Here is an 18,117-nt window from a genome sequence, read left to right as displayed (position 1 = left end):
TATTCCTTGGTACTACAAATAAATCTAGAAGAAGAAAACACAATTTTGCGCAAGGTGAATAGATGGCAGATGAGTCGTGCTGGAGTTCTCAATTTTTGGTATTACGATGAAGAAGAATTTCATTTTGAAGAAGGAAGAATGATTTTAAGAGGAGCGAATGGATCAGGAAAATCGGTTACGATGCAAAGTTTTATTCCATTGGTGCTTGATGGAGATAAGAGACCAGAACGACTTGATCCTTTTGGCTCTCGAGATCGTAAGTTGGAATATTATTTGCTTGGGGATGAAGAAAAGGGACATACGGATCGTACGGGTTACTTATGGCTAGAATTTTTTCATACGGATAAAGAGGTTTATAAAACAATTGGCATCGGGATTAGGGCACGCCGTGGTGCGGCTCAATTAGGATTTTGGGGGTTTCTATTAGAGGACGGACGACGAGTCAATCATGACTTCCGGTTATATGATTACAATACGTGGTTGGAACAAGGAAGTAAGATTCCGCTGAATCGAAAAGAGTTAATAGATTTGATTGATTCTGGTGGGCAGGTAGTGCAGGAGCAAAGCAGTTACCGAGAGATGGTCAATAAAGCTTTGTTTGGTTTTCAAGATTTGGATTCTTTTAAAGACTTGTTGAAGTTATTGCTGGAGTTGCGCAGTCCTAAATTGTCTAAAGATTTTAAGCCTTCTTCAATGTACGAAATTTTGACCAAAGCTTTGTCACCATTGACGGAAGAAGAATTGGGACCTCTATCGGATGTTATAGAAGACATGGATCAAATTACAGATCAGTTAGAAGAACTTCGTATCCATGTGGATGAGCTAGAGAAATTGAGTGAGAAATACAGTGAATACAACCGTTTTTTGCTGAAAGTGCACGCTGAACAGGTTCTAGACAAATTTGAAGCATTTCATAAATTAGAAAAACAGGTAACGGAATTAAAGCAACAGGTTATTGAACTTAAAGAAAAACAACTTAATATGAACACCAGCATCGAGCAGGGCAAGGCTAGACTTGGAACAGTTGAGGTTGAACTAGACATTTTAAATCGGAGTAAAGTGATCGAAAAGGAAAGAGAGTTAGAAAGAGGAGAGGAACTGTTAGAAGATGCATTAAGGCAGTTATCTGACATTTTTAAAAGAAAAAATAAAAATGTTATGGCTCTTCATCAAATTGAAAATGATATCGAAAGAGCAAAAGATAAATTAAATGTATTAGATCAGGAACAACATGAAGCAGTTGAAGAACTTGAAGATTTTGCGCGAATTATAGAATTTAAAGAACACGATATTTATCATAGGGCTTGGGCACATGGCTTACCGGAAGATGAGCAATGGGCTCGCAATTGGTTTAAAGATCTGGAGCGTCACAAAGATAAACTGGAAATTGCTCTGAAAATTGCGCGTGAGGAAAGAGAAGCTTATAGAGCAGCATCCGAAGCTGAAATTCGATTAGGTGAAATACATTGTGACCGCAGTAAAGCAGAGGAAGAGCTCACTGCACAAGATAATCGTTTGGAAATAGAAAAAGAAAAAATTAGGGAACATTTGATCCGATGGCAGCAACAATTAACTCAGTTGCCTGTAAACGGGGAAGCGTTACGAGATGCTTTGCGTGCCCTGTCTTCAATAACTTCAAAAAGTCGCCAATTTGATCAAGTTAGGCAAGTAGCTGTTCAAGCCTATGAACGTAGAAATCAGGAATTCTTGCAACAAGTGCTTCAATTACAACATCATAAGAAAGAGTTAATGGAAGATCATCATAAGCTTAAATTTGAATTGGAGCAATGGAAGTCGAAAAAAGAACCAGAACCTATACAGACAGAGAGAAGAAAGGCAACGCGTGATCAGCGTGAAAAGGGTACAGGAGCTCCGCTTTATGCGGTCTGTGAATTTAAAGACGGGCTTACAGATAAGGAACAGGCACGTTTGGAAGAAACACTAGAACAAGCAGGATTATTGGATGCTTGGATTTATCCAAATGGGCAAGTATCGGTATTGGATCAAGAAAAGGGGGAGGAGGTGTGGTTTGAAACTATAGACTCATTCCATGGAAAGACACTTGCTAGTGTGCTACAGGCTGTTCCGTCCCAAGAAAGCGGTTTGTCCCAGGAAGATGTTCAGGCGGCATTAATGAGTATAGGGTGGGGAGAGGAAAATGCAAATGCACAGAATGAAAAAGGTTTCCTCGTTATAGGAAACGGTACTTTTCGCCTAGGAGCATTAACAGGTCAAGGTTTTTCTAAGCCACGTGCAGAATACATTGGAATTGAAACGAGATTACGGACGAAACAGTTAGCAATGGCCCAATTGGAAGCGAATATAAAGCAGTCAGTAAATGAAATATCTGAGATAGATAATCAGCTAGCAAGAGTAGAGGAGAACAATAAAGCTTTAAAGTTCGAGTTAAATTCCTTTCCGGATGATGCAGAGTTGCAAGCAGAAATTGATACTTTTATTCAACTTTCGTATCGATTAAAAGAAATTATGAATCAAGAGCATAAAGTAGAACAATGGTACAAAGAGAAGATGGTTACATTAAGAGCGCTTCAGCTAAAATTAACTGAACATACAGTAGAGTGGTCTTTACTAAAAGGAGAGAAGCAGCTTAAAGAAGCAATTGATTCGTGTATGACTTATCGTACCCATATTTCGATGTTGCAGTCATCTTGGCTACGATACATAGAAATTTCCCAATATTTATCCAACCAAGTCGATCAACAAACGAATTTCTTGTTAGAAATCGAAGAAGATGAATTTCAACAAAAAACGGTTGATGAAAAGAAGGAAAAATATACTGCCCAAGTTGGACAACTCAAAAAATTGATCGCTGAGTTGGGGATTGAGAAGATCCATGAAGAGATAGTGGCTCTAAAACAAGAAAAAACAACTTTATTGGGTCGTATTGATACACTAAATGAGGATTTAAAAGAGTTAATTGCAAATTTAGCTCGTAAAGAGGAAGCTCTAAAAATATTTTTAGGGCAATTAGCGGAGTGCCAAAAGGAATTTGAATATTCAGTGGAGTTGTGGAAGGTTGAAGTTCAATTCGCTCACGTTCCCAAGTGGAAAGAGACTTTCGATCAATTAATAAATGAGAGCGAAATTATAAAGATGTGCCAACAAATGAAAAAAGAATATAGTTTACAGTTCGGTAGTAAGACGAAGGAGCGCATTGGAAACGAACTTCAACAGGAATATAATGCGATTCGTAATAATTTGCGGGACTATGTACTAGAATCGGATTTATTGCTATCGGGAAGAATTATAATTACGTCCAATCGTGACCGGATGAATCCTATGACTCCCTCAGCACTTCTGGATGAGCTGATTATGCTGCGAGATGAGCAACATGCTTTGTTAACGGAGAAAGATCGACAATTGTACGAGGAAATTATAATCGGCAGCGTGGGAAAGGCTATTCGACATCGTATTCATCGTGCATATGATTGGGTGAATCAAATGAAAGAGCTAATGAGTCAACGTAACACATCAAGTGGTTTACAGTTATCGTTGATGTGGGAACCTAAAGTCCCAGAAACGGATGCTCAGCTAGATACAAGTACGTTAGTCGAACTTTTGCTGCGTGATGCTCATCGAATGGAAGATGAAGAAATCGAACTTGTTATTGAACATTTTAGAAAACGCATATTGCAGGCTAAACAATTTGCTGAGCAAGAACACGGTGCACTACGTAGATATATATATGATTTACTCGATTACCGTTCCTGGTTTGAGTTTAAACTCAACTACCGCAAAGGAGCCCAGACAGGCTTTAAGGAACTGACCGATCCTAAATTTAATGTATTAAGTGGCGGTGAGAAAGCAATGGCAATGTATATCCCTTTATTTGCTGCTACTTTCTCTCGTTATAGTGATGCAAGTGAAGATGCACCTAAAATTATTTCGTTGGATGAAGCTTTTGCTGGTGTGGATGATGCTAACATGAGAGACATGTTCCACTTGCTTACGGACATGGGATTCGATTACATTATGACTTCACAAGTATTATGGGGTTGTTATGATACAGTGCCCCGATTGGCTATTTATGAAATTTATCGGCCGAAAGACATCAATGTAGTTACGCTATTTCATTACCGCTGGAATGGTAAAAGTAAAGTTCTTGTTGAAGATTGACCTTAGGAACTTAGGAACGGAATGTTCAGGGAGGTGAGGAAGTCAGGTAATGGAGATTGGATACCGTAAAACAGCTAAAGAGTACTATAGCGATCCGCTCTTAGTCAATTTGCTCAATACTGTATTTAAAAAATATCAAGGGCAAAATGGAGTACGCGGAAATGCAAAAATTGTAGTTCAATCAGATATTGAAGCAGATAGGTTGCAACATTATTTTGGCAATCGGGTGAAGAGATTAATCCGCCCTCATACTGAAGTAGTCGTACCTTTGCAAATTTTTTCTGAAGAGTTGGAGTTAGGGTATAAACTGACCATTCCCGAATTATATGAATTGTTATATGGGCAACCATTGCTAACCAAGTCTGAACAACGGGAAATGAAAGAAAGGCAATGGTTAGAACTATTTGAAAGAGTGAACAAACGATTTGAGAAGGAATGCGGATCATCTCTCTTTAACGGAGCTTTAGGAAAAAATACATTTAATTGGTATGAAAGGCTAAGAGATGGAAATGCTCCGGGCTATCAAATTCTGAATAATCTACTGCGGAATGATGGTAAAGGAGATGACGAGCTTTTTTACTGTGTAAAAGCTTTATGGTATTTGTTTTGTAATAAGCTTGGAATTAAGAAAAAAATAAACAGCGATTCACAGGATGTAAGAATTCCGATTTTCTCTGAATTGGTAACTAAGGATCCTCATGCGTTTGATTTGAAATTTCCAGCAGGGAGGCTGTTACTGACATCATTGGAGACTATTTATGCTAGAAAGCTAGAAAATGGGGAGTTATCATCCAATGAATATTTAATAGTACCCGAATTTATGAAACGAAGATACATCTACCGAACTTTTGGCTTGATAGATGATGACATAAGTTCTTTTGCACATGTATTTGCATCAGGTTTTATTTATGGGACTTCACCAAGGACATTAAACTTGCGAGAGATTGAATCACGTGAGGAATGGCCTAAATATCCAGCTTTATATATTTTTGAAAATCCTTCAGTCTTTTCATTTTTAGTGGATGAAACAATACATTTTCTAGACAAAAGCGACTATTCGTTTGAGCAACTCTCAGAAAATTGTCCACCGTTAATTTGTACATCTGGGCAGGCTCGAGCTGCAACTAAGTACTTCATAATAAAAAGCCTTGAAGCGAATCCAGATTGCGAAGTTTTTTATTCGGGGGATTTTGATTTGCCAGGGGTACAAATGCTTGTAGGTATGGAAGAACTGATACAAGGTAAGATTTATGTTTTTCGAATGGATTCAGATACGTACCGGAAACATATTGATCCTGGCAGTTTACCCCTTTCACAGAAAGACAAGAAAATTCTACAGAGCCTTAAAGGTGACTTGGCTAAATCAATGGTTGAAGCAGGAGTAAAAGTATATCAGGAATCAACAGTCGGTGAGCTAAGGGAAGATTGGATTAAAGTATTGAGTAGAACACTAAGGTAAGCTATCAATTCTAGATTAATCTTTCTTTATTAGAATCCTCCTCATTTAATGAAACGACTTTTGCTAGCTTTAGAACCATGTATTATCTCATACATATTAAAGGCAGAACATCCATTGCACCGTGCTGCATATTTTTGGGCGTAAGCTGCTTTTACGAGAATCTTTGCGGTACATGCGGCTGCATTTTTCAGCAAGTGGATGCGCACACGATAGCCTCGATAGCTCAAATGATGCAAGGATGGAGGTGGAAGTGGTTCAGGTTGTAACAGATAGGGATAGCTATGTGCCAAAAGTATGGAGCAGGTATTCCAAACCAGATATTGGTCTGCAATATAGGGTGCTTAACATGCTGCATGAACGGGGATTATCGGGGTCTAAGTCGATAGACAGGGAGACGAATCGGGTTGATGACAGTGTGATATTGAATATCATTGATGACGGGCCGTACGAGATGCGAAGATCAAACAATGAAGGATATTGCGAATCAATTAGACTGTAATCAGCAAGTTTCTCCAGAGGAACTCGATACTAGTGTACAGCTGCTTCTGAAAAGAAATATGGGCAGGGTTACGTTAATTTACAGTATGACAGTAGAAACCGCGAATAATGCGGTTTTTTTTGTTTTAAGAAATATCATATGAAAATATGAGTGTTAGTTAAATTTGAAACGTAGGTTAATTCTGTTTTTGAATATTTATCGTTAATAATTTAATGATAAACATTAAATAATTATTGATATACATATATTTTCCTGTTATGCTCTAGTCATCATAATAAAGGAGCAGGAATCATATGAGCACCCTTAAAATTCAGAAAACGAGCAAACTATTGGCTGTTTGTTTGCAAATGCTGTGTATCATGCTGTTGCTAGTAACGATTGTGGGAATTGTCGCAATCCTATGGCTTTCTCAGATGTCAGGGGATGAAATTCCAGCAGCAATAAACACTATGAGCTCTATATTGTTACATATCGACCATAGTGATTACACCAAATCTGATCTGATAATTACATTTAGTGGGGATGTAGTGAGGCTATGTCTAATCATGGTGATATTATTTATTTCCGGGCGGATATTTAAGGATATTAGTAAGGATTATACACCGTTTGTTGCCAAGCATATGAAGCGTTTGAAACGGATTTCCTTGCTCATAGCTGGGATGGCCATTATTCCTGGGTTTGTTGAAATAGCAATGATACAAATGGTCACCCCAGCGGCCAAGGTAAATGTGTCGTTTGAGCTGTTTTATATTTTGGCTGCGGTCGTATTCTTTTGCCTAGCTCAAATATTCGATTATGGCAGAATGCTGCAACAGCAATCCGATGAAACTCTGTAAGGATGTGTGTATTATGGCTATTGTTTTGAGGCTGGATCGTGTGATGGCAGACCGTAAGATATCTCTGAACGAGCTTGCGGAGAAGGTAGGAATATCCAATGTTAATCTCTCGAATATAAAAACGGGGAAAATAAGTGCGATTCGTTTCTCTACGCTTGATGCGATTTGTAAAGTACTTGATTGCCAGCCTGGCGACATTTTAGAGTACAAGAGAGAGGAGTAGTAAGCGATGGCTGTTTCCATGTTGGTTTCATCCCTTATCCAAGTAATCCTATTTAGCGCAATTCCTCTAGTATGCTGGTTCCTATTCGCCAGAAAGAAGCAGTCTTTTTTTGAATGGATTGGATGTACAGTTCCTGTTATCCAGAAAAGAAACCTCTTTTTCATCTTGTTCTTCTCAGCGTTACTTTTGTTCTTTTCTCTGGGGCTTATCATTACGTTGTTTTTTACCAATGATGCCGACGTTGCTGCTTCGCAATTTTATGGAGTAGGCGTTTCAGGTATAGCCGCGGCTTTGTTGTATGCTTTCGTACAGACCGGTTTATCTGAGGAAATATTATTCAGAGGTTTTATCGGAAAAAGATTGATTTCTGCGTTTGGGTTTGCAACAGGGAACACGGTTCAGGCGGTATTGTTTGGTTGTTTACACGGAGTAATGTTTTTTTCAAGAACCGGAATTATCAATGCTGTTATCATAACGTTGTTTACTGCTTTAATTGGCTGGTTTATGGGATACATAAACGAGAAATTATCAGGAGGGTCGATTATTCCAAGCTGGATTATGCACGGATTGGCCAATTCGTTCTCGGCGATGACGATGATGTTCCAATTGTTCTAGTGAGAGGACAAATCTCTCGTTCCATTGAAAGTAAAATAGTCTGTCTCAAAGATAATTGCTTTTTCTTGAATCGCAGAGGATACGATATTTAGGTTTCCGCGTCATGAACTATGTTTTTGATACAACATACAAAAAACAGGCACATGATCAAATTGTGTTTCTCTGCTTAACGCAAATCCAAACCTCCGATACAAGTCTACGTTCTCTTTGTTTTCCGTATCGAGCGCGACGCCTTGCGATGTCACGTCCGCATTCATCTTATCCAATAAGTGATGCAGCAGGGCTTTGCCGATTCCCTTGCCCTGCTCTCCTGGTTTGACTCCAATCATGATCAGATAGTGATGCGCGCATGGAGGGGCAGCAGATCTGGTGACTCGCATATAGGAATTAAGGAGGTGCAGCGTGCTGCCGGACAATTGAAATAATAATGGAATTAACTTCGCGATAAGCAGTACCCCCTTCATTTTCTGCAGCATGCTTGCTTGTGGCTTCTCCACGATGTAAGCCCCCAGAAGGTTTTCATTTTCGAAATAACCCCACACCTCCTCATGGAGCAGGAAGCTTTTTTCGAATAGAAAGGTGACAAAAGCGGTCACACCGCTGCTTGCTTTGCTGTCGAATTCCGAATCGCCGAATAGATGCAGAAATAAGGGATCGCGAGCGAACGCTCCGCTCATGAGCTTCACGAATGAAGCTTTGTCCGACTTAGCCAGCTTGGATACTCGATACGGGGTACTCATGCTTTTTTACCGTTGCTGTTCAAGGTTGTACGATAATGATCGACGGCGAAGCTAAACAGCACCTTCAGCATGAATAGCAGGCAAATCGTCAACATGTAAGGCTGTATGTTCGGCAGCAGGGGAATAATGCCCAGACCCGAGGCGAGAAACAAGCCTGCAACGAACGGCTGCGACGGTTTCCCGATCAGGGCGTTTACGATAAATGCTCCTGTGATCGTATAAGCCCATACCGCGATCGAATACCAAATATCCGTATTTAATAGAAGCGCCACAAGAATGATATGGAAGTGTATCGCAATGAATACGATTCGGTTCGTTTTACGTGCGGCATAAAAGTTGCTGGTTGATGCTGAGAAGTTCGCGATGCAGCCGGAGAAGATATCGAAAATTAATAAAAATGCCAAGGCACTGCGCCACAACGGCAAATTGTCCGTAAGTTCGGGAAACAGCCCATATAACGCAGCGGTCAACAGTCCGCCGAACAGCAGTATGGCAAGAATAGATCCAAGAAATTGCTTCTCGCCAAAAACATCATGCAGAAACGAAGGAATCCGAATTTGCTTCATGTCAGTACACTCCCATTCATCATGTTTGTTTGCGGGCGATGCTTTTCTAAAGAAAGTTTTGTAGTGATGATTTAATTTTACTACAAAAATATTATAACGAAGAAAAATGTGGATATCAATAATTTTATAGTGATTTTGTTGAATTACTCTAAAACTTGGGCTACACTACATGTGAGGTGGAGAACATGAACGGCTTCGAACGACGGAAACAGAAAAAAATCGAGCAAATTTACAGCATCGCATTTCAATTGTTTTCGGAATACGGATTTCATAAGGTCAGCGTGAATGAGATCGCGCAGCAGGCGAGGGTATCCCCAGCGACCATTTATAATTACTTTGGCACGAAAGAACAGCTCCATGCCGATATGTTGATGAATTGGGTGGACAAGCAGCTAGAGCAGTATGAGAGCATTCTTGCTTCAGCGCTTTCCTTTCCCGAGAAGACTAAGCAAATTATGCTGTTAGAGGCACAAAATCTAAAGCTTTTATCTGATGAATTTCTGAGTGCTCCATCTTCTGAGTCAGAAGAATTGGCGGAAAGGATGGAACGCGATAGCGGGGAGAAGGTCATGCGCTTCTTCATGAAGTTTGTCGCGCTGGGGAAGCAAGAAGGATATATTCACGCTGATCAGACGGAAGAGGTCGCGATGCGATACTTCACGATGTTCAAAAATGAGTTGGGCCGATATTGGAAAGCGGGGGATCAGGAACGCTTAACTCGGAGCATGGATCAATTCATAGAGCTGTTCTTCTATGGCTTAGTCGGGCAGGCGCAGAAGCAGGAATAAGGAGAGAAGGCTGAGCAATTGACTGTACGGTTGACTGCCCCAACCGTCATTCGGATTCTCGTTCAATAACCTAACTGTCCACATTCTAATACCATCATGTGATAACTTTAATCGCACCGATACCTTTGATCGCTTGAACGAAAGATAATAGCGACCCTTGAACTCAAGAGTCGCTATCCATATGGCCTTGAATCTATACATTTTCATTAATTCCATCATCACTAGCCAACGGACTCCATCCAGAGCCGATGTTACTCACTGTCCACCCTGTCCCAATATCGCTACTCAAAGGTGACCATCCAGAGCCAATGTCACTGTTCGATGGAGACCAACCTGTACCAATATTGCTCTTCGGTGACCATCCCGAACCGATATTGCTCACATGGTAACCTGATTCAGTATCACTGCTTGTTTTAGACCACCCCGATCCAATGTTGCTAACAAACCATCCCGAACCGATGTCAGCTAGATTCGCTGCCGAAGATACTCCGGTAGAACCGAACAAGAAAAGAGCCATGGACATCGTGATTAATACTTTTTTCATTTGAATCCACCTCATTTAATAGAATATGTGTGAAACGGCTTTTGTTTTCTGCAGAAGCATGTATCTCATACTCTTGGAAGATAAGAACAGCCATTCCGACATACTGCATATTTTTGAATGTAAGCGCCAGTTCCAACGATAAGGCATTGTAGTCAAACCCTAATTCATGCTGGTCCGATTTCAAGTAATACTGTGCCAACGCATGTGTAAGGCGTAATTTGTGTTTTTCGTGAAAAGGATCTTTTCTGGATAATAAATCGTCGACCTGAAGCTTGTATTTCTCGATATATTGAGCAGCGTCTTGGAAAGCTCCATTGCTGATATAACATTCTAACGCGATAGGAAGTACAAGAAGCAATTGGTCACCTTCAAGCATAGTCATGAGTTTATCGATAGCCTCTGTTTGCTTCATCTCAATAAAAATATAGAGACGATTACATTGAGATAGCCAAGCATAATGATCCCCATAAGAAACATACTGCTGTGTTGCTTTTAAAGCACCCTCATAATTTTTCATTCCCATTAGTGCAAACGATTCATACAACCAGCCTTCTGCCACAAAGTCATTTTGCCCTACCTCAAACGCAACAGCACGCAACTCTTTGGCATACTGGAGTAGCTTTGCCCAGTTCTCTACAACATTGTAGTATGTAAGAATACGATAATAGGCGTCGAGCCTTAGTGAATCAGGAAGTATAGGCAGATATTCAATCAGCTGGCATAAGGCTTCGTTGCCGGCTCCACTCGTATCCAAGTCTCTCAAGATGAGGAATCTTCTGAAGTAGGAGATGGCTATTTTCTCGCTGCGGCTGTATCCATTGCGAATGATGATGTCGTAGAACGGGAGTGAGTAGTTGCGTTTCGGTGACTGGAAGATGCGTTCGGCGATTTTGAAGGCGGTGTCGATCAGTTTGGAACGATTGGTTTCTTCATAGAGGAGTTGTACTAGCTGTTTGACCAGGTCATACTTTTCTACTTCAATACAGTGGAGAATAAAATCGCTTGTCTTATCAGGCCGCAATCGACCCAGTTCGTTGCAGCATTCCCCTATGAATTCTTCATAGAAGGTGTCTATTGGTAATCCGAATGCGTGATTGATCGCGTGGAGCTGAGGCAGCATAAGTGATTGCTTGTTGTTGAAAATGTAACTAATGGTTGAACTGTCGATGCCGGATGCCTCTGCTAACTCTTTCTGCTTCCACCCCCTTATGCTCAATTCATCTTGTAACCTGTGGCGGAGTTCCATCGGAGCTACATGAAGATTGCTTGTCATGTCGAATCCTCCTTATTTAGTAATTCAGCATAACAATTCGAAATCCTTCCTGAATTGACAATTTATTTAAGTTTCTGTTGGTTTTTAGTATAAATGAAGATGAAGTGAATGGCAAATTGACATCTGGTTGAATTTCTATACTATTTTTGTCGAAATTTGATAGATCCAATCTCTCAATTATGGATATGGTTTGCAAAAGGAAGGGGATACTGAAATAGGGCGATTAACGATTAACATTTAGTTAATTTCTTTTAAATACCTCTATAAGCTCCAATTTCATAGTTTGTATAGCATCTTCCTTTGGCATTTTTATAAATCTGCTTAGTCTTATCATATCTTTTTCAAAGAAGCCTAATAATTCCTCAGTAGCATGTTTATCATTATAATTTTGCATGCGAGATAACAAACCTAGGAAGTAATCTTCCGAGATAATTCGCGAATCATCTTTCGTTTCCATTTATTCACCGCCTGTTGGCTGATATGAAGTTCTTGTGCAACTTGTGCTTCTGTCTTGTCGTTTATGTAAATTTCATAGATGACCTTTTTTCCTATTTTAGAGGGTAACTGATTCATATAATGCTGCAGCATTACCTTGTTATCGGAGTTTTCCGTGAAAGAGGAATATTCAATGAGGTCTGGAACTAACTCAAGCGATTATTTCTAAAAAAAATGTAAGACTTATTGTGGAAGTACTTCAGCATCTTTTACATTACAAGGCAGCGCAGCGAATCCTTTAAATACCGATGCTCCAGCAATTGACTGGGAATACAATGTAACCGTCGATAACAAGGGGAAAGTACCGTTAAGGGTAACCATGATGGTTTCCCGGCACATGAAATTTATAAGCGCGTAGATAAAGGTACTCCGGTTACTATTTATACTCACGATCCGCGCGTTACAGGCGATACTCCTATTTCCTTGTTCCCGCCGGTGGAACGCTCAGTAGATAAAACCGTATAATCCAAAAGGAACTGCACAATTACAGTGTCTTTTTTTAGATGATTGTCATGACTGTAAAAAGGATTAGTACGATAAATGAGATGATGAAATACGGTTTTTTGTTGAGTCTTTTCTGAGCTACCCAAATACCATATGAGCACACGAAAGCGATGCTAAAGAAAAATAAAAAAATAGGAATCCTTCTTGAGTGAATAGAAAAGATACATTGAAGAAATTAAAAAATCCAGTAAAAAGAGGAACAATAAAGACAGGCATGGCTCCGATCAATACGAAAAATAAGGTTTGTAGCCAAAAGGAATATTTATTTATCCTTCTAAGGAGTATCGTGCATAGAAAATATAGAGGTATTCCGAGCGTGAAAAATGCGGGCGCAGTCCACGTAATTAACCGCCGCAGATCTTTTGTATGTTCACCATAAATGACCCAAAGAGAAATCATGTATACCAGAGGCCCTGTTACATAACTGCTGATTGCTACCCAAATATAGAACAAATCCGACCGTTTCATCACATCGCCCTTCCGTGGCTGGAATGAGTCAATCTATAAGTTTTGTTTCAATAGTATATATTTACAGTTCATTTGTCTACCTACGATGCCCCTTCATTTTCTGCAACATGTTTGGATACGGATTTTCTACGATGTAAGCCACCAGAAGGTTTTCGTTTCTGAAATAACCGAATACCTTTTCATGAAGCAAGAAGCTTTTATCGAACAGAAAAGAGACAAAAGCAGCCACTATGGCTTAGTCAGACAAGCGCAGAAGTAGGAAAAAGCTAAAACGATCGGCTTTCGCCTGTACGGTTGACCGCACCAGACTGCGATCAGGTTGGCATGCAATAATTATCTATTGATGGCATACGCACAAGCAGCTTCACCCATAGGTTCATAGGATAGGAGGACAAATTACAGATGAAGCATTTATCGGGGAATCCATGCTGTAAGCAGTACTAAGGGATTACGGGGCTGCAACCGAGCGTCCCTTACACTCTCTTGTACCTCCTATCTTCTCATAAAAAGGTGATGACATGTCCATAGAAGCGTTTCAAAGGCTGGTCAGCAACGCGACTTCTGTCTTTGTGGGTACGAACATAGATCAAGCTGCGCTGAATGCGGCCAACGGCACAGGCACGAATGCTGACCAAGTAGCCCGCACTCTTGCTCCTGTAGCGTGGCCACTATTGGAGAAGTACGATAATGATAACAGCCTGCAAGCGTATTCTCCATTCGGAGGCGTTCCCAATCCGGAATATGTATGGAAGCTGCCGGTATCTGATGGTCAGACATCGGCTTTTGCAGCAGCTTCCGCACCATTTCTGATTCCTGCGGGTGCAAGTGTCTCGTTCAGCTTGTTTCTCAATGCCTTTGCCGACAATGCGATGGAGGCGAGAATTGAGATTTTTGAGGATACGGGCGGTGCTGGTACGGGGCCCTTTGCGAAGTCTGCTGTGCAGCCTGCGGGGTTAGATGACTTCTTCTTGATGGCGGGAGATCCCAATATGCCCGCACTCGGACTCCTAGAGACGCAGCCGTATAACTGGCAGGATATCCGCGTATATTCTACTCGCTGCCTCGTTTCTGGTTCGCCAACTGCCGCTCGAACGTTCAAAATCGTAGTTTCCTTTCATGTGACGAATTATCTTGTCATGAATCCACCGAATCCAGCGGGCTTGCAATTTGCTGTCGATATGTACGCTGACGGACCTGATTATCTGTATGTATCGAATGTAGGCGATAAGACGGTAGAAATCTATAATATTGCAAATCCCGCGTCTCCTGTGCGTATCGGGCAATTTAATGGAGGCAACTTGAACAATCCAAGAGGCATGGCGATAACCGGAACCACGCTCTATGTTGCGAATGCAGGCAGCTTCACGGTATCTATGTATAATGCAGCTAATCCGACAGCTCCTCTGTATATTAGTGAATTTAATGGAGCCAACTTAAGCTCTCCTCACGGCTTGGCGATAACGGGCACTACACTGTATATAGCCAATCGGGGGGACGACACCATCGAAATCTATAATATTGTAAATCCAACCTCCCCTGCTCATGTCACGGAGTTCGGCTCAGGCGATTTGCACCGTCCTGAAGGCCTCGCAATAACGGGCACTACGCTGTATGTAGCCAATCAAAATGATGGTACGGTCGAAATATATGATATTGCGAATCCGACAGCTCCGGTACGCGTAACTGAGTTTGGTTCTGGAGACTTAAGCGAGCCTGTAGGTCTGGCGATAACGGGAACCACGCTGTATGTCGCCAATCAGGGCAACAGCACGATTGAAATTTATAATATTACGAACCCAATCGCTCCGGTGCGTATAACTGAATTTGGTTCAGGCGAGGTAAGCGAACCTGCTGGAATGGCGATAACCGGGATCACGTTGTATGTAGCCAATCAGAACAATAGTACGGTGGAAATCTACAATATTTCTACTCCGACAGCCCCTGTACACGCGGGCCAATTTAATGGAGGAAATGTAAATCAACCTTACGGGTTGGTGATAAATTCGTTTGTAGGCTAAAGAGTCCGGATGAGATACAATCAACATACAGACCAATGTTTTCCGTGACTGGTATGAATCTTTGCGTTGCTCAGCCACTTGATTTGACGGAGAAGTCAAGCCGTCAATGACGGCGGCTTTTTGTTCCCTTTTAAGAAGAATCGAAATCCTATTAGAACCTAGCAGATAGAGGGATTTTTCCAATGAACAATGACTATCAATCCAGAATCGATAAGATCATCTCCTATATAAAAGAAAACAGCCATCAGAAGCTCAGTCTCGATCAGCTCGCCAGCATTGCGAACTTTTCCAAATATCATTTTACGAGAGTCTTTGCGGCGCATGTCGGCATGACGCCTATGGCATTTGTGAATCAAGAGCGCTTGCAGAAGGCAATTCACTTGTTGGAGCAAACGGATCACACCATACTGGACATTTCAAGTCTGTGCGGTTTCGAGTCCATATCCACATTCAATGCTGTATTCAAGAAGCACCATGGAAGTACACCGAGCGCGGTTAGGAGCAAGCTGCGAGATACCATTCAGCATACAAATCGGGAAGATCGCAATTTGTCAGCAAATCATAGCAATAAGCAAGAAGAGTTATCTTTCTCTCCAGACTACAATAGAAGTCGCAGACATCCATTGCTGCAGAGAGCGTGGGAGAACATGATTGTGATCAAGGAGCTTCCGGATGTAGAAGTGGCGTATGTGCGGCATGTTGGGAGTTATTTGGATACACGAGGTGCTTGGGACAAGTTGGGAAACTGGGTACGAGAGCAGGGGAGTGCCATAGGGCAACAGAGGTTCATTGGCGTGTCGTTAGACGATAGTAACGAGGTTGAGGAGTATGCCTGCCGTTACGATGCTTGTGTCACGCTGCCGCCAGGATTCACCAAGCAGGAACACAAGGACATCTCATATGGAACCCTGCCCGGTGGTAGGTATGCGGTCTATTCGTATTACGATACCGTCCCGAATTTCGTTCTCGCATACGAGACGATGTTCAGGCTGTGGCTGCCAAGCAGTGGTTATGAGGCTGATGATCGACCATGTCTTGAACTTTGCCTGAACGATCCCAAGCAGGATAAAGAGGGCAAGTGCAGAGTGGATTTACATATTCCAATTCGTCAAAGAGCATGAGAAGCATAAACAGAGGGGCGGTATGAAGGTATGACGGAACACAAGCACAAGCACCATGAGCATGATCTGGCAGCAATAGAGTGGAGGGACAAGCATCAGCATCTTGATCGCATTCTGCAGCAAGCGGGTACGATTACGATCACTTCCTTGATGCAAGGCATGGAAGCAGAGACCGTTAAGGTTGTAACCGATACGGACAGCTATGTGCTGAAAATATGGAGCAGAGATTCCAAACCGGATATTCGTCTGCAATACCAAGCGCTCAATCTGCTGTATGCGCAGGAGGTATCCGTGTCTGAGCCCATCGGTTGGGGGATAAATGCGAACGGTGACAGTGTGCTGCTGACTACCTTCGATGGCGAGCCGCTGCGTGATGGCAATGATCAGACTATGAAGGAGATTGCGAATCTATTAAACCGCGTGCACCGCATTTCTCCAGAAGAATTCCATACTCAGATACAACTGCCGCGGCATGATTTTAGCGAATATTTCTTCCTAGGTATGCAGGCGCATTCAGATCTGTATCCTCTCCTAGAGCAATTGGTCGAGCTGGCAGCACCGAAGCATGAGCGAATCATCCACGGGGACTATCATCTTGGTAATCTCGTTGAGAAGGCCGGGCAATTAACGGTCATCGACTGGACCAATGTGCAATTGGGAGATGCAAGATATGATTTCGCTTGGTCGCTCACGCTGCAGCAGATCTACATATCGGAGCACTTTGCCGAAGTGTTTCGTAATACGTATTTAGCTATAAATGATATCCCGCAAGAGGAGTTTGATGTATTCCAAGCGCTGGCATGTCTTCGATGGATACTTCTGTATCGCAATGGGGGCATACCAATGGGGCCAGATACCCTAGACAGGGTGCAGCGGTTGCTGACAAGCAATCCACATCTACACGGGATTACATGCTAAAAGGCTCAAAAGGTGGAACAAGACGGTCAAGGTCAAGTCAGTGATGTTACGATCATACGACGAATACGATTAAGCTGAAAATATGGAGCGGTGATACGATGAACCTGGACGCCGTGTTTGGTCAATTTCCGATATTGAAGTCGGATACACTTACGTTGAAGAAAGTCGAAGAGCATCATCTGAATGAGGTCTATGACATTTACAGCAACGATACCGTTTTTGAATATTGCGGCATTATCCCGAAGCATAACAAGGCGACCGTCAAGAACATGTTCGGACATTTTGAGAGAGACTTCAATAAGAGATCGCGCATCAAATGGGGGATAGTCACCAATGAGGACAGCGAGAGAGTGGTAGGCATCATGGAAGCGTTCGACTTCAATCAGAAGGTGAATATGGTGACGATCGGGTACTTCTTGGCAGAAACGGAGTGGGGGCAAGGCATTGCTGCGGAAGCGACGCGAATTGTTGTGAAGTTCTTGTTCGAGGACGTGGATGTAAACCGAATTCAAGCCGAAGTTATGCCTGCAAATGAACGCTCGAAGCGGGTGCTGCTGAAGAATGGCTTCATCAAGGAAGGGACGCTGCGGCAAGCATCGCTCTGGTCGGGCAAAGGAATCGTGGACTTAGAGATATATGGACTATTACAGAGAGAGTATAAGATCGAGGTTTAGTGAGCAATCCTACCTTTGTGTTGTAATTTCCTGATAAAAAGGTTCGAGGGGCTGCGGCTTCTCGGACTTTTTGTATTGTTACGAGCCAATTTGGACAATCTGCTTTCTCTACTAAATAAGTACGATTCTCATAAAAAAATGATGGAAACTACTAGATTTAGAGAGCATAGGCTATAGTACAATCAAAATTGTAAGCGATTACCATATCTGCAACAGATAAGACGACTACATAAGCAAAG

The 18,117-nt window shown here is 41.9% G+C and carries 16 protein-coding genes and 1 pseudogene; 12 read left to right on the top strand and 5 right to left on the bottom strand.

Annotated features, from left to right (window positions below; all coding sequences use genetic code 11):
* Window positions 1-6 precede the first annotated feature (6 nt).
* From ABN764_RS19885 to ABN764_RS19860, 6 genes are all read left to right on the top strand, one after another.
* Entirely contained in the window at window positions 7-4,137 is a 4,131-nt protein-coding gene (locus ABN764_RS19885) for a TIGR02680 family protein (protein ID WP_446672855.1), read from the top strand.
* Between the two features lie 49 nt (window positions 4,138-4,186).
* Complete coding sequence (locus ABN764_RS19880) at window positions 4,187-5,596, top strand: TIGR02679 domain-containing protein (protein ID WP_446672854.1); 1,410 nt, start codon at window positions 4,187-4,189, stop codon at window positions 5,594-5,596.
* A 250-nt stretch (window positions 5,597-5,846) separates the two neighbouring features.
* Window positions 5,847-6,095 (top strand): hypothetical protein, encoded by a 249-nt coding sequence (locus ABN764_RS19875; protein WP_446672853.1) that lies wholly within the window; start codon window positions 5,847-5,849, stop codon window positions 6,093-6,095.
* A 293-nt stretch (window positions 6,096-6,388) separates the two neighbouring features.
* Complete coding sequence (locus ABN764_RS19870) at window positions 6,389-6,931, top strand: hypothetical protein (protein WP_446672852.1); 543 nt, start codon at window positions 6,389-6,391, stop codon at window positions 6,929-6,931.
* Window positions 6,932-6,944: 13 nt separating this feature from the next.
* Window positions 6,945-7,154, top strand: coding sequence for a helix-turn-helix domain-containing protein (locus ABN764_RS19865; RefSeq protein ID WP_021261114.1), 210 nt, complete (start codon window positions 6,945-6,947; stop codon window positions 7,152-7,154).
* A gap of 6 nt (window positions 7,155-7,160) precedes the next feature.
* Complete coding sequence (locus ABN764_RS19860) at window positions 7,161-7,769, top strand: CPBP family intramembrane glutamic endopeptidase (protein ID WP_446672851.1); 609 nt, start codon at window positions 7,161-7,163, stop codon at window positions 7,767-7,769.
* A 101-nt stretch (window positions 7,770-7,870) separates the two neighbouring features.
* Here ABN764_RS19860 and ABN764_RS19855 read toward each other — a convergent pair whose 3' ends face one another.
* Window positions 7,871-8,509 carry a GNAT family N-acetyltransferase gene (locus ABN764_RS19855; protein ID WP_446672850.1) on the bottom strand — a complete coding sequence of 213 codons (639 nt, stop codon included), beginning with the start codon at window positions 8,507-8,509 and terminating at the stop codon, window positions 7,871-7,873.
* A complete protein-coding gene (locus ABN764_RS19850; RefSeq protein WP_446672849.1) occupies window positions 8,506-9,075 on the bottom strand; it encodes a hypothetical protein in 570 nt (189 codons plus the stop codon). Before ABN764_RS19850 ends, ABN764_RS19855 begins: the two co-directional genes overlap by 4 nt.
* A 185-nt stretch (window positions 9,076-9,260) precedes the next feature.
* Between ABN764_RS19850 and ABN764_RS19845 the strand changes: the two genes are divergently transcribed.
* Entirely contained in the window at window positions 9,261-9,863 is a 603-nt protein-coding gene (locus ABN764_RS19845) for a TetR/AcrR family transcriptional regulator (protein WP_446672848.1), read from the top strand.
* Window positions 9,864-10,056: 193 nt separating this feature from the next.
* Here ABN764_RS19845 and ABN764_RS19840 read toward each other — a convergent pair whose 3' ends face one another.
* The 3 genes from ABN764_RS19840 to ABN764_RS19830 all read right to left on the bottom strand — a co-directional run bounded on the left by ABN764_RS19840 (window position 10,057) and on the right by ABN764_RS19830 (window position 12,137).
* Entirely contained in the window at window positions 10,057-10,407 is a 351-nt protein-coding gene (locus ABN764_RS19840; RefSeq protein ID WP_446672847.1) for a hypothetical protein, read from the bottom strand.
* Window positions 10,325-11,680: a helix-turn-helix domain-containing protein gene (locus tag ABN764_RS19835; RefSeq protein ID WP_251487272.1), complete on the bottom strand. Its 1,356-nt coding sequence runs from the start codon at window positions 11,678-11,680 to the stop codon at window positions 10,325-10,327. Before ABN764_RS19835 ends, ABN764_RS19840 begins: the two co-directional genes overlap by 83 nt.
* A gap of 241 nt (window positions 11,681-11,921) precedes the next feature.
* Window positions 11,922-12,137: a hypothetical protein gene (locus ABN764_RS19830; RefSeq protein ID WP_446672846.1), complete on the bottom strand. Its 216-nt coding sequence runs from the start codon at window positions 12,135-12,137 to the stop codon at window positions 11,922-11,924.
* Window positions 12,138-12,380: 243 nt separating this feature from the next.
* Between ABN764_RS19830 and ABN764_RS19825 the strand changes: the two are divergent.
* From ABN764_RS19825 to ABN764_RS19805, 5 genes and pseudogenes are all read left to right on the top strand, one after another.
* Window positions 12,381-12,640: pseudogene (locus ABN764_RS19825) on the top strand (DUF3238 domain-containing protein); the annotation flags it as partial.
* A gap of 1,025 nt (window positions 12,641-13,665) precedes the next feature.
* On the top strand, window positions 13,666-15,165 hold the full coding sequence (locus tag ABN764_RS19820) for an LVIVD repeat-containing protein (RefSeq protein WP_446672845.1): 1,500 nt from the start codon (window positions 13,666-13,668) through the stop codon (window positions 15,163-15,165).
* A 182-nt stretch (window positions 15,166-15,347) separates the two neighbouring features.
* Entirely contained in the window at window positions 15,348-16,286 is a 939-nt protein-coding gene (locus tag ABN764_RS19815) for an AraC family transcriptional regulator (protein ID WP_446672844.1), read from the top strand.
* 30 nt (window positions 16,287-16,316) lie between these two features.
* Entirely contained in the window at window positions 16,317-17,204 is an 888-nt protein-coding gene (locus ABN764_RS19810) for an aminoglycoside phosphotransferase family protein (RefSeq protein WP_446672843.1), read from the top strand.
* Between the two features lie 98 nt (window positions 17,205-17,302).
* The gene (locus tag ABN764_RS19805; protein WP_268625000.1) at window positions 17,303-17,878 is read left to right on the top strand and encodes a GNAT family N-acetyltransferase; all 576 of its coding nucleotides are present in this window, start codon (window positions 17,303-17,305) and stop codon (window positions 17,876-17,878) included.
* Window positions 17,879-18,117: the final 239 nt, after the last annotated feature.

The organism is Paenibacillus wuxiensis, assembly GCF_040195695.1.
GTDB lineage: Bacteria > Bacillota > Bacilli > Paenibacillales > Paenibacillaceae > Paenibacillus_B > Paenibacillus_B suaedae.
The sequence above is the reverse complement of the archived record's forward strand: the minus strand, read 5'-3'. Positions and strand labels throughout refer to the sequence as shown.

Excerpts from the sequence above, each read along its gene's own strand:
- ABN764_RS19880 (WP_446672854.1), top strand. The coding sequence starts at position 4,187 with ATGGAGATTGGATACCGTAAAACAGCTAAAGAGTACTATAGCGATCCG.
- ABN764_RS19870 (WP_446672852.1), top strand. The coding sequence starts at position 6,389 with ATGAGCACCCTTAAAATTCAGAAAACGAGCAAACTATTGGCTGTTTGT.
- ABN764_RS19865 (WP_021261114.1), top strand. The coding sequence starts at position 6,945 with ATGGCTATTGTTTTGAGGCTGGATCGTGTGATGGCAGACCGTAAGATA.
- ABN764_RS19860 (WP_446672851.1), top strand. The coding sequence starts at position 7,161 with ATGGCTGTTTCCATGTTGGTTTCATCCCTTATCCAAGTAATCCTATTT.
- ABN764_RS19855 (WP_446672850.1), bottom strand. The coding sequence starts at position 8,509 with ATGAGTACCCCGTATCGAGTATCCAAGCTGGCTAAGTCGGACAAAGCT.
- ABN764_RS19850 (WP_446672849.1), bottom strand. The coding sequence starts at position 9,075 with ATGAAGCAAATTCGGATTCCTTCGTTTCTGCATGATGTTTTTGGCGAG.
- ABN764_RS19845 (WP_446672848.1), top strand. The coding sequence starts at position 9,261 with ATGAACGGCTTCGAACGACGGAAACAGAAAAAAATCGAGCAAATTTAC.
- ABN764_RS19840 (WP_446672847.1), bottom strand. The coding sequence starts at position 10,407 with ATGAAAAAAGTATTAATCACGATGTCCATGGCTCTTTTCTTGTTCGGT.
- ABN764_RS19835 (WP_251487272.1), bottom strand. The coding sequence starts at position 11,680 with ATGACAAGCAATCTTCATGTAGCTCCGATGGAACTCCGCCACAGGTTA.
- ABN764_RS19830 (WP_446672846.1), bottom strand. The coding sequence starts at position 12,137 with ATGGAAACGAAAGATGATTCGCGAATTATCTCGGAAGATTACTTCCTA.
- ABN764_RS19820 (WP_446672845.1), top strand. The coding sequence starts at position 13,666 with ATGTCCATAGAAGCGTTTCAAAGGCTGGTCAGCAACGCGACTTCTGTC.
- ABN764_RS19815 (WP_446672844.1), top strand. The coding sequence starts at position 15,348 with ATGAACAATGACTATCAATCCAGAATCGATAAGATCATCTCCTATATA.
- ABN764_RS19810 (WP_446672843.1), top strand. The coding sequence starts at position 16,317 with ATGACGGAACACAAGCACAAGCACCATGAGCATGATCTGGCAGCAATA.
- ABN764_RS19805 (WP_268625000.1), top strand. The coding sequence starts at position 17,303 with ATGAACCTGGACGCCGTGTTTGGTCAATTTCCGATATTGAAGTCGGAT.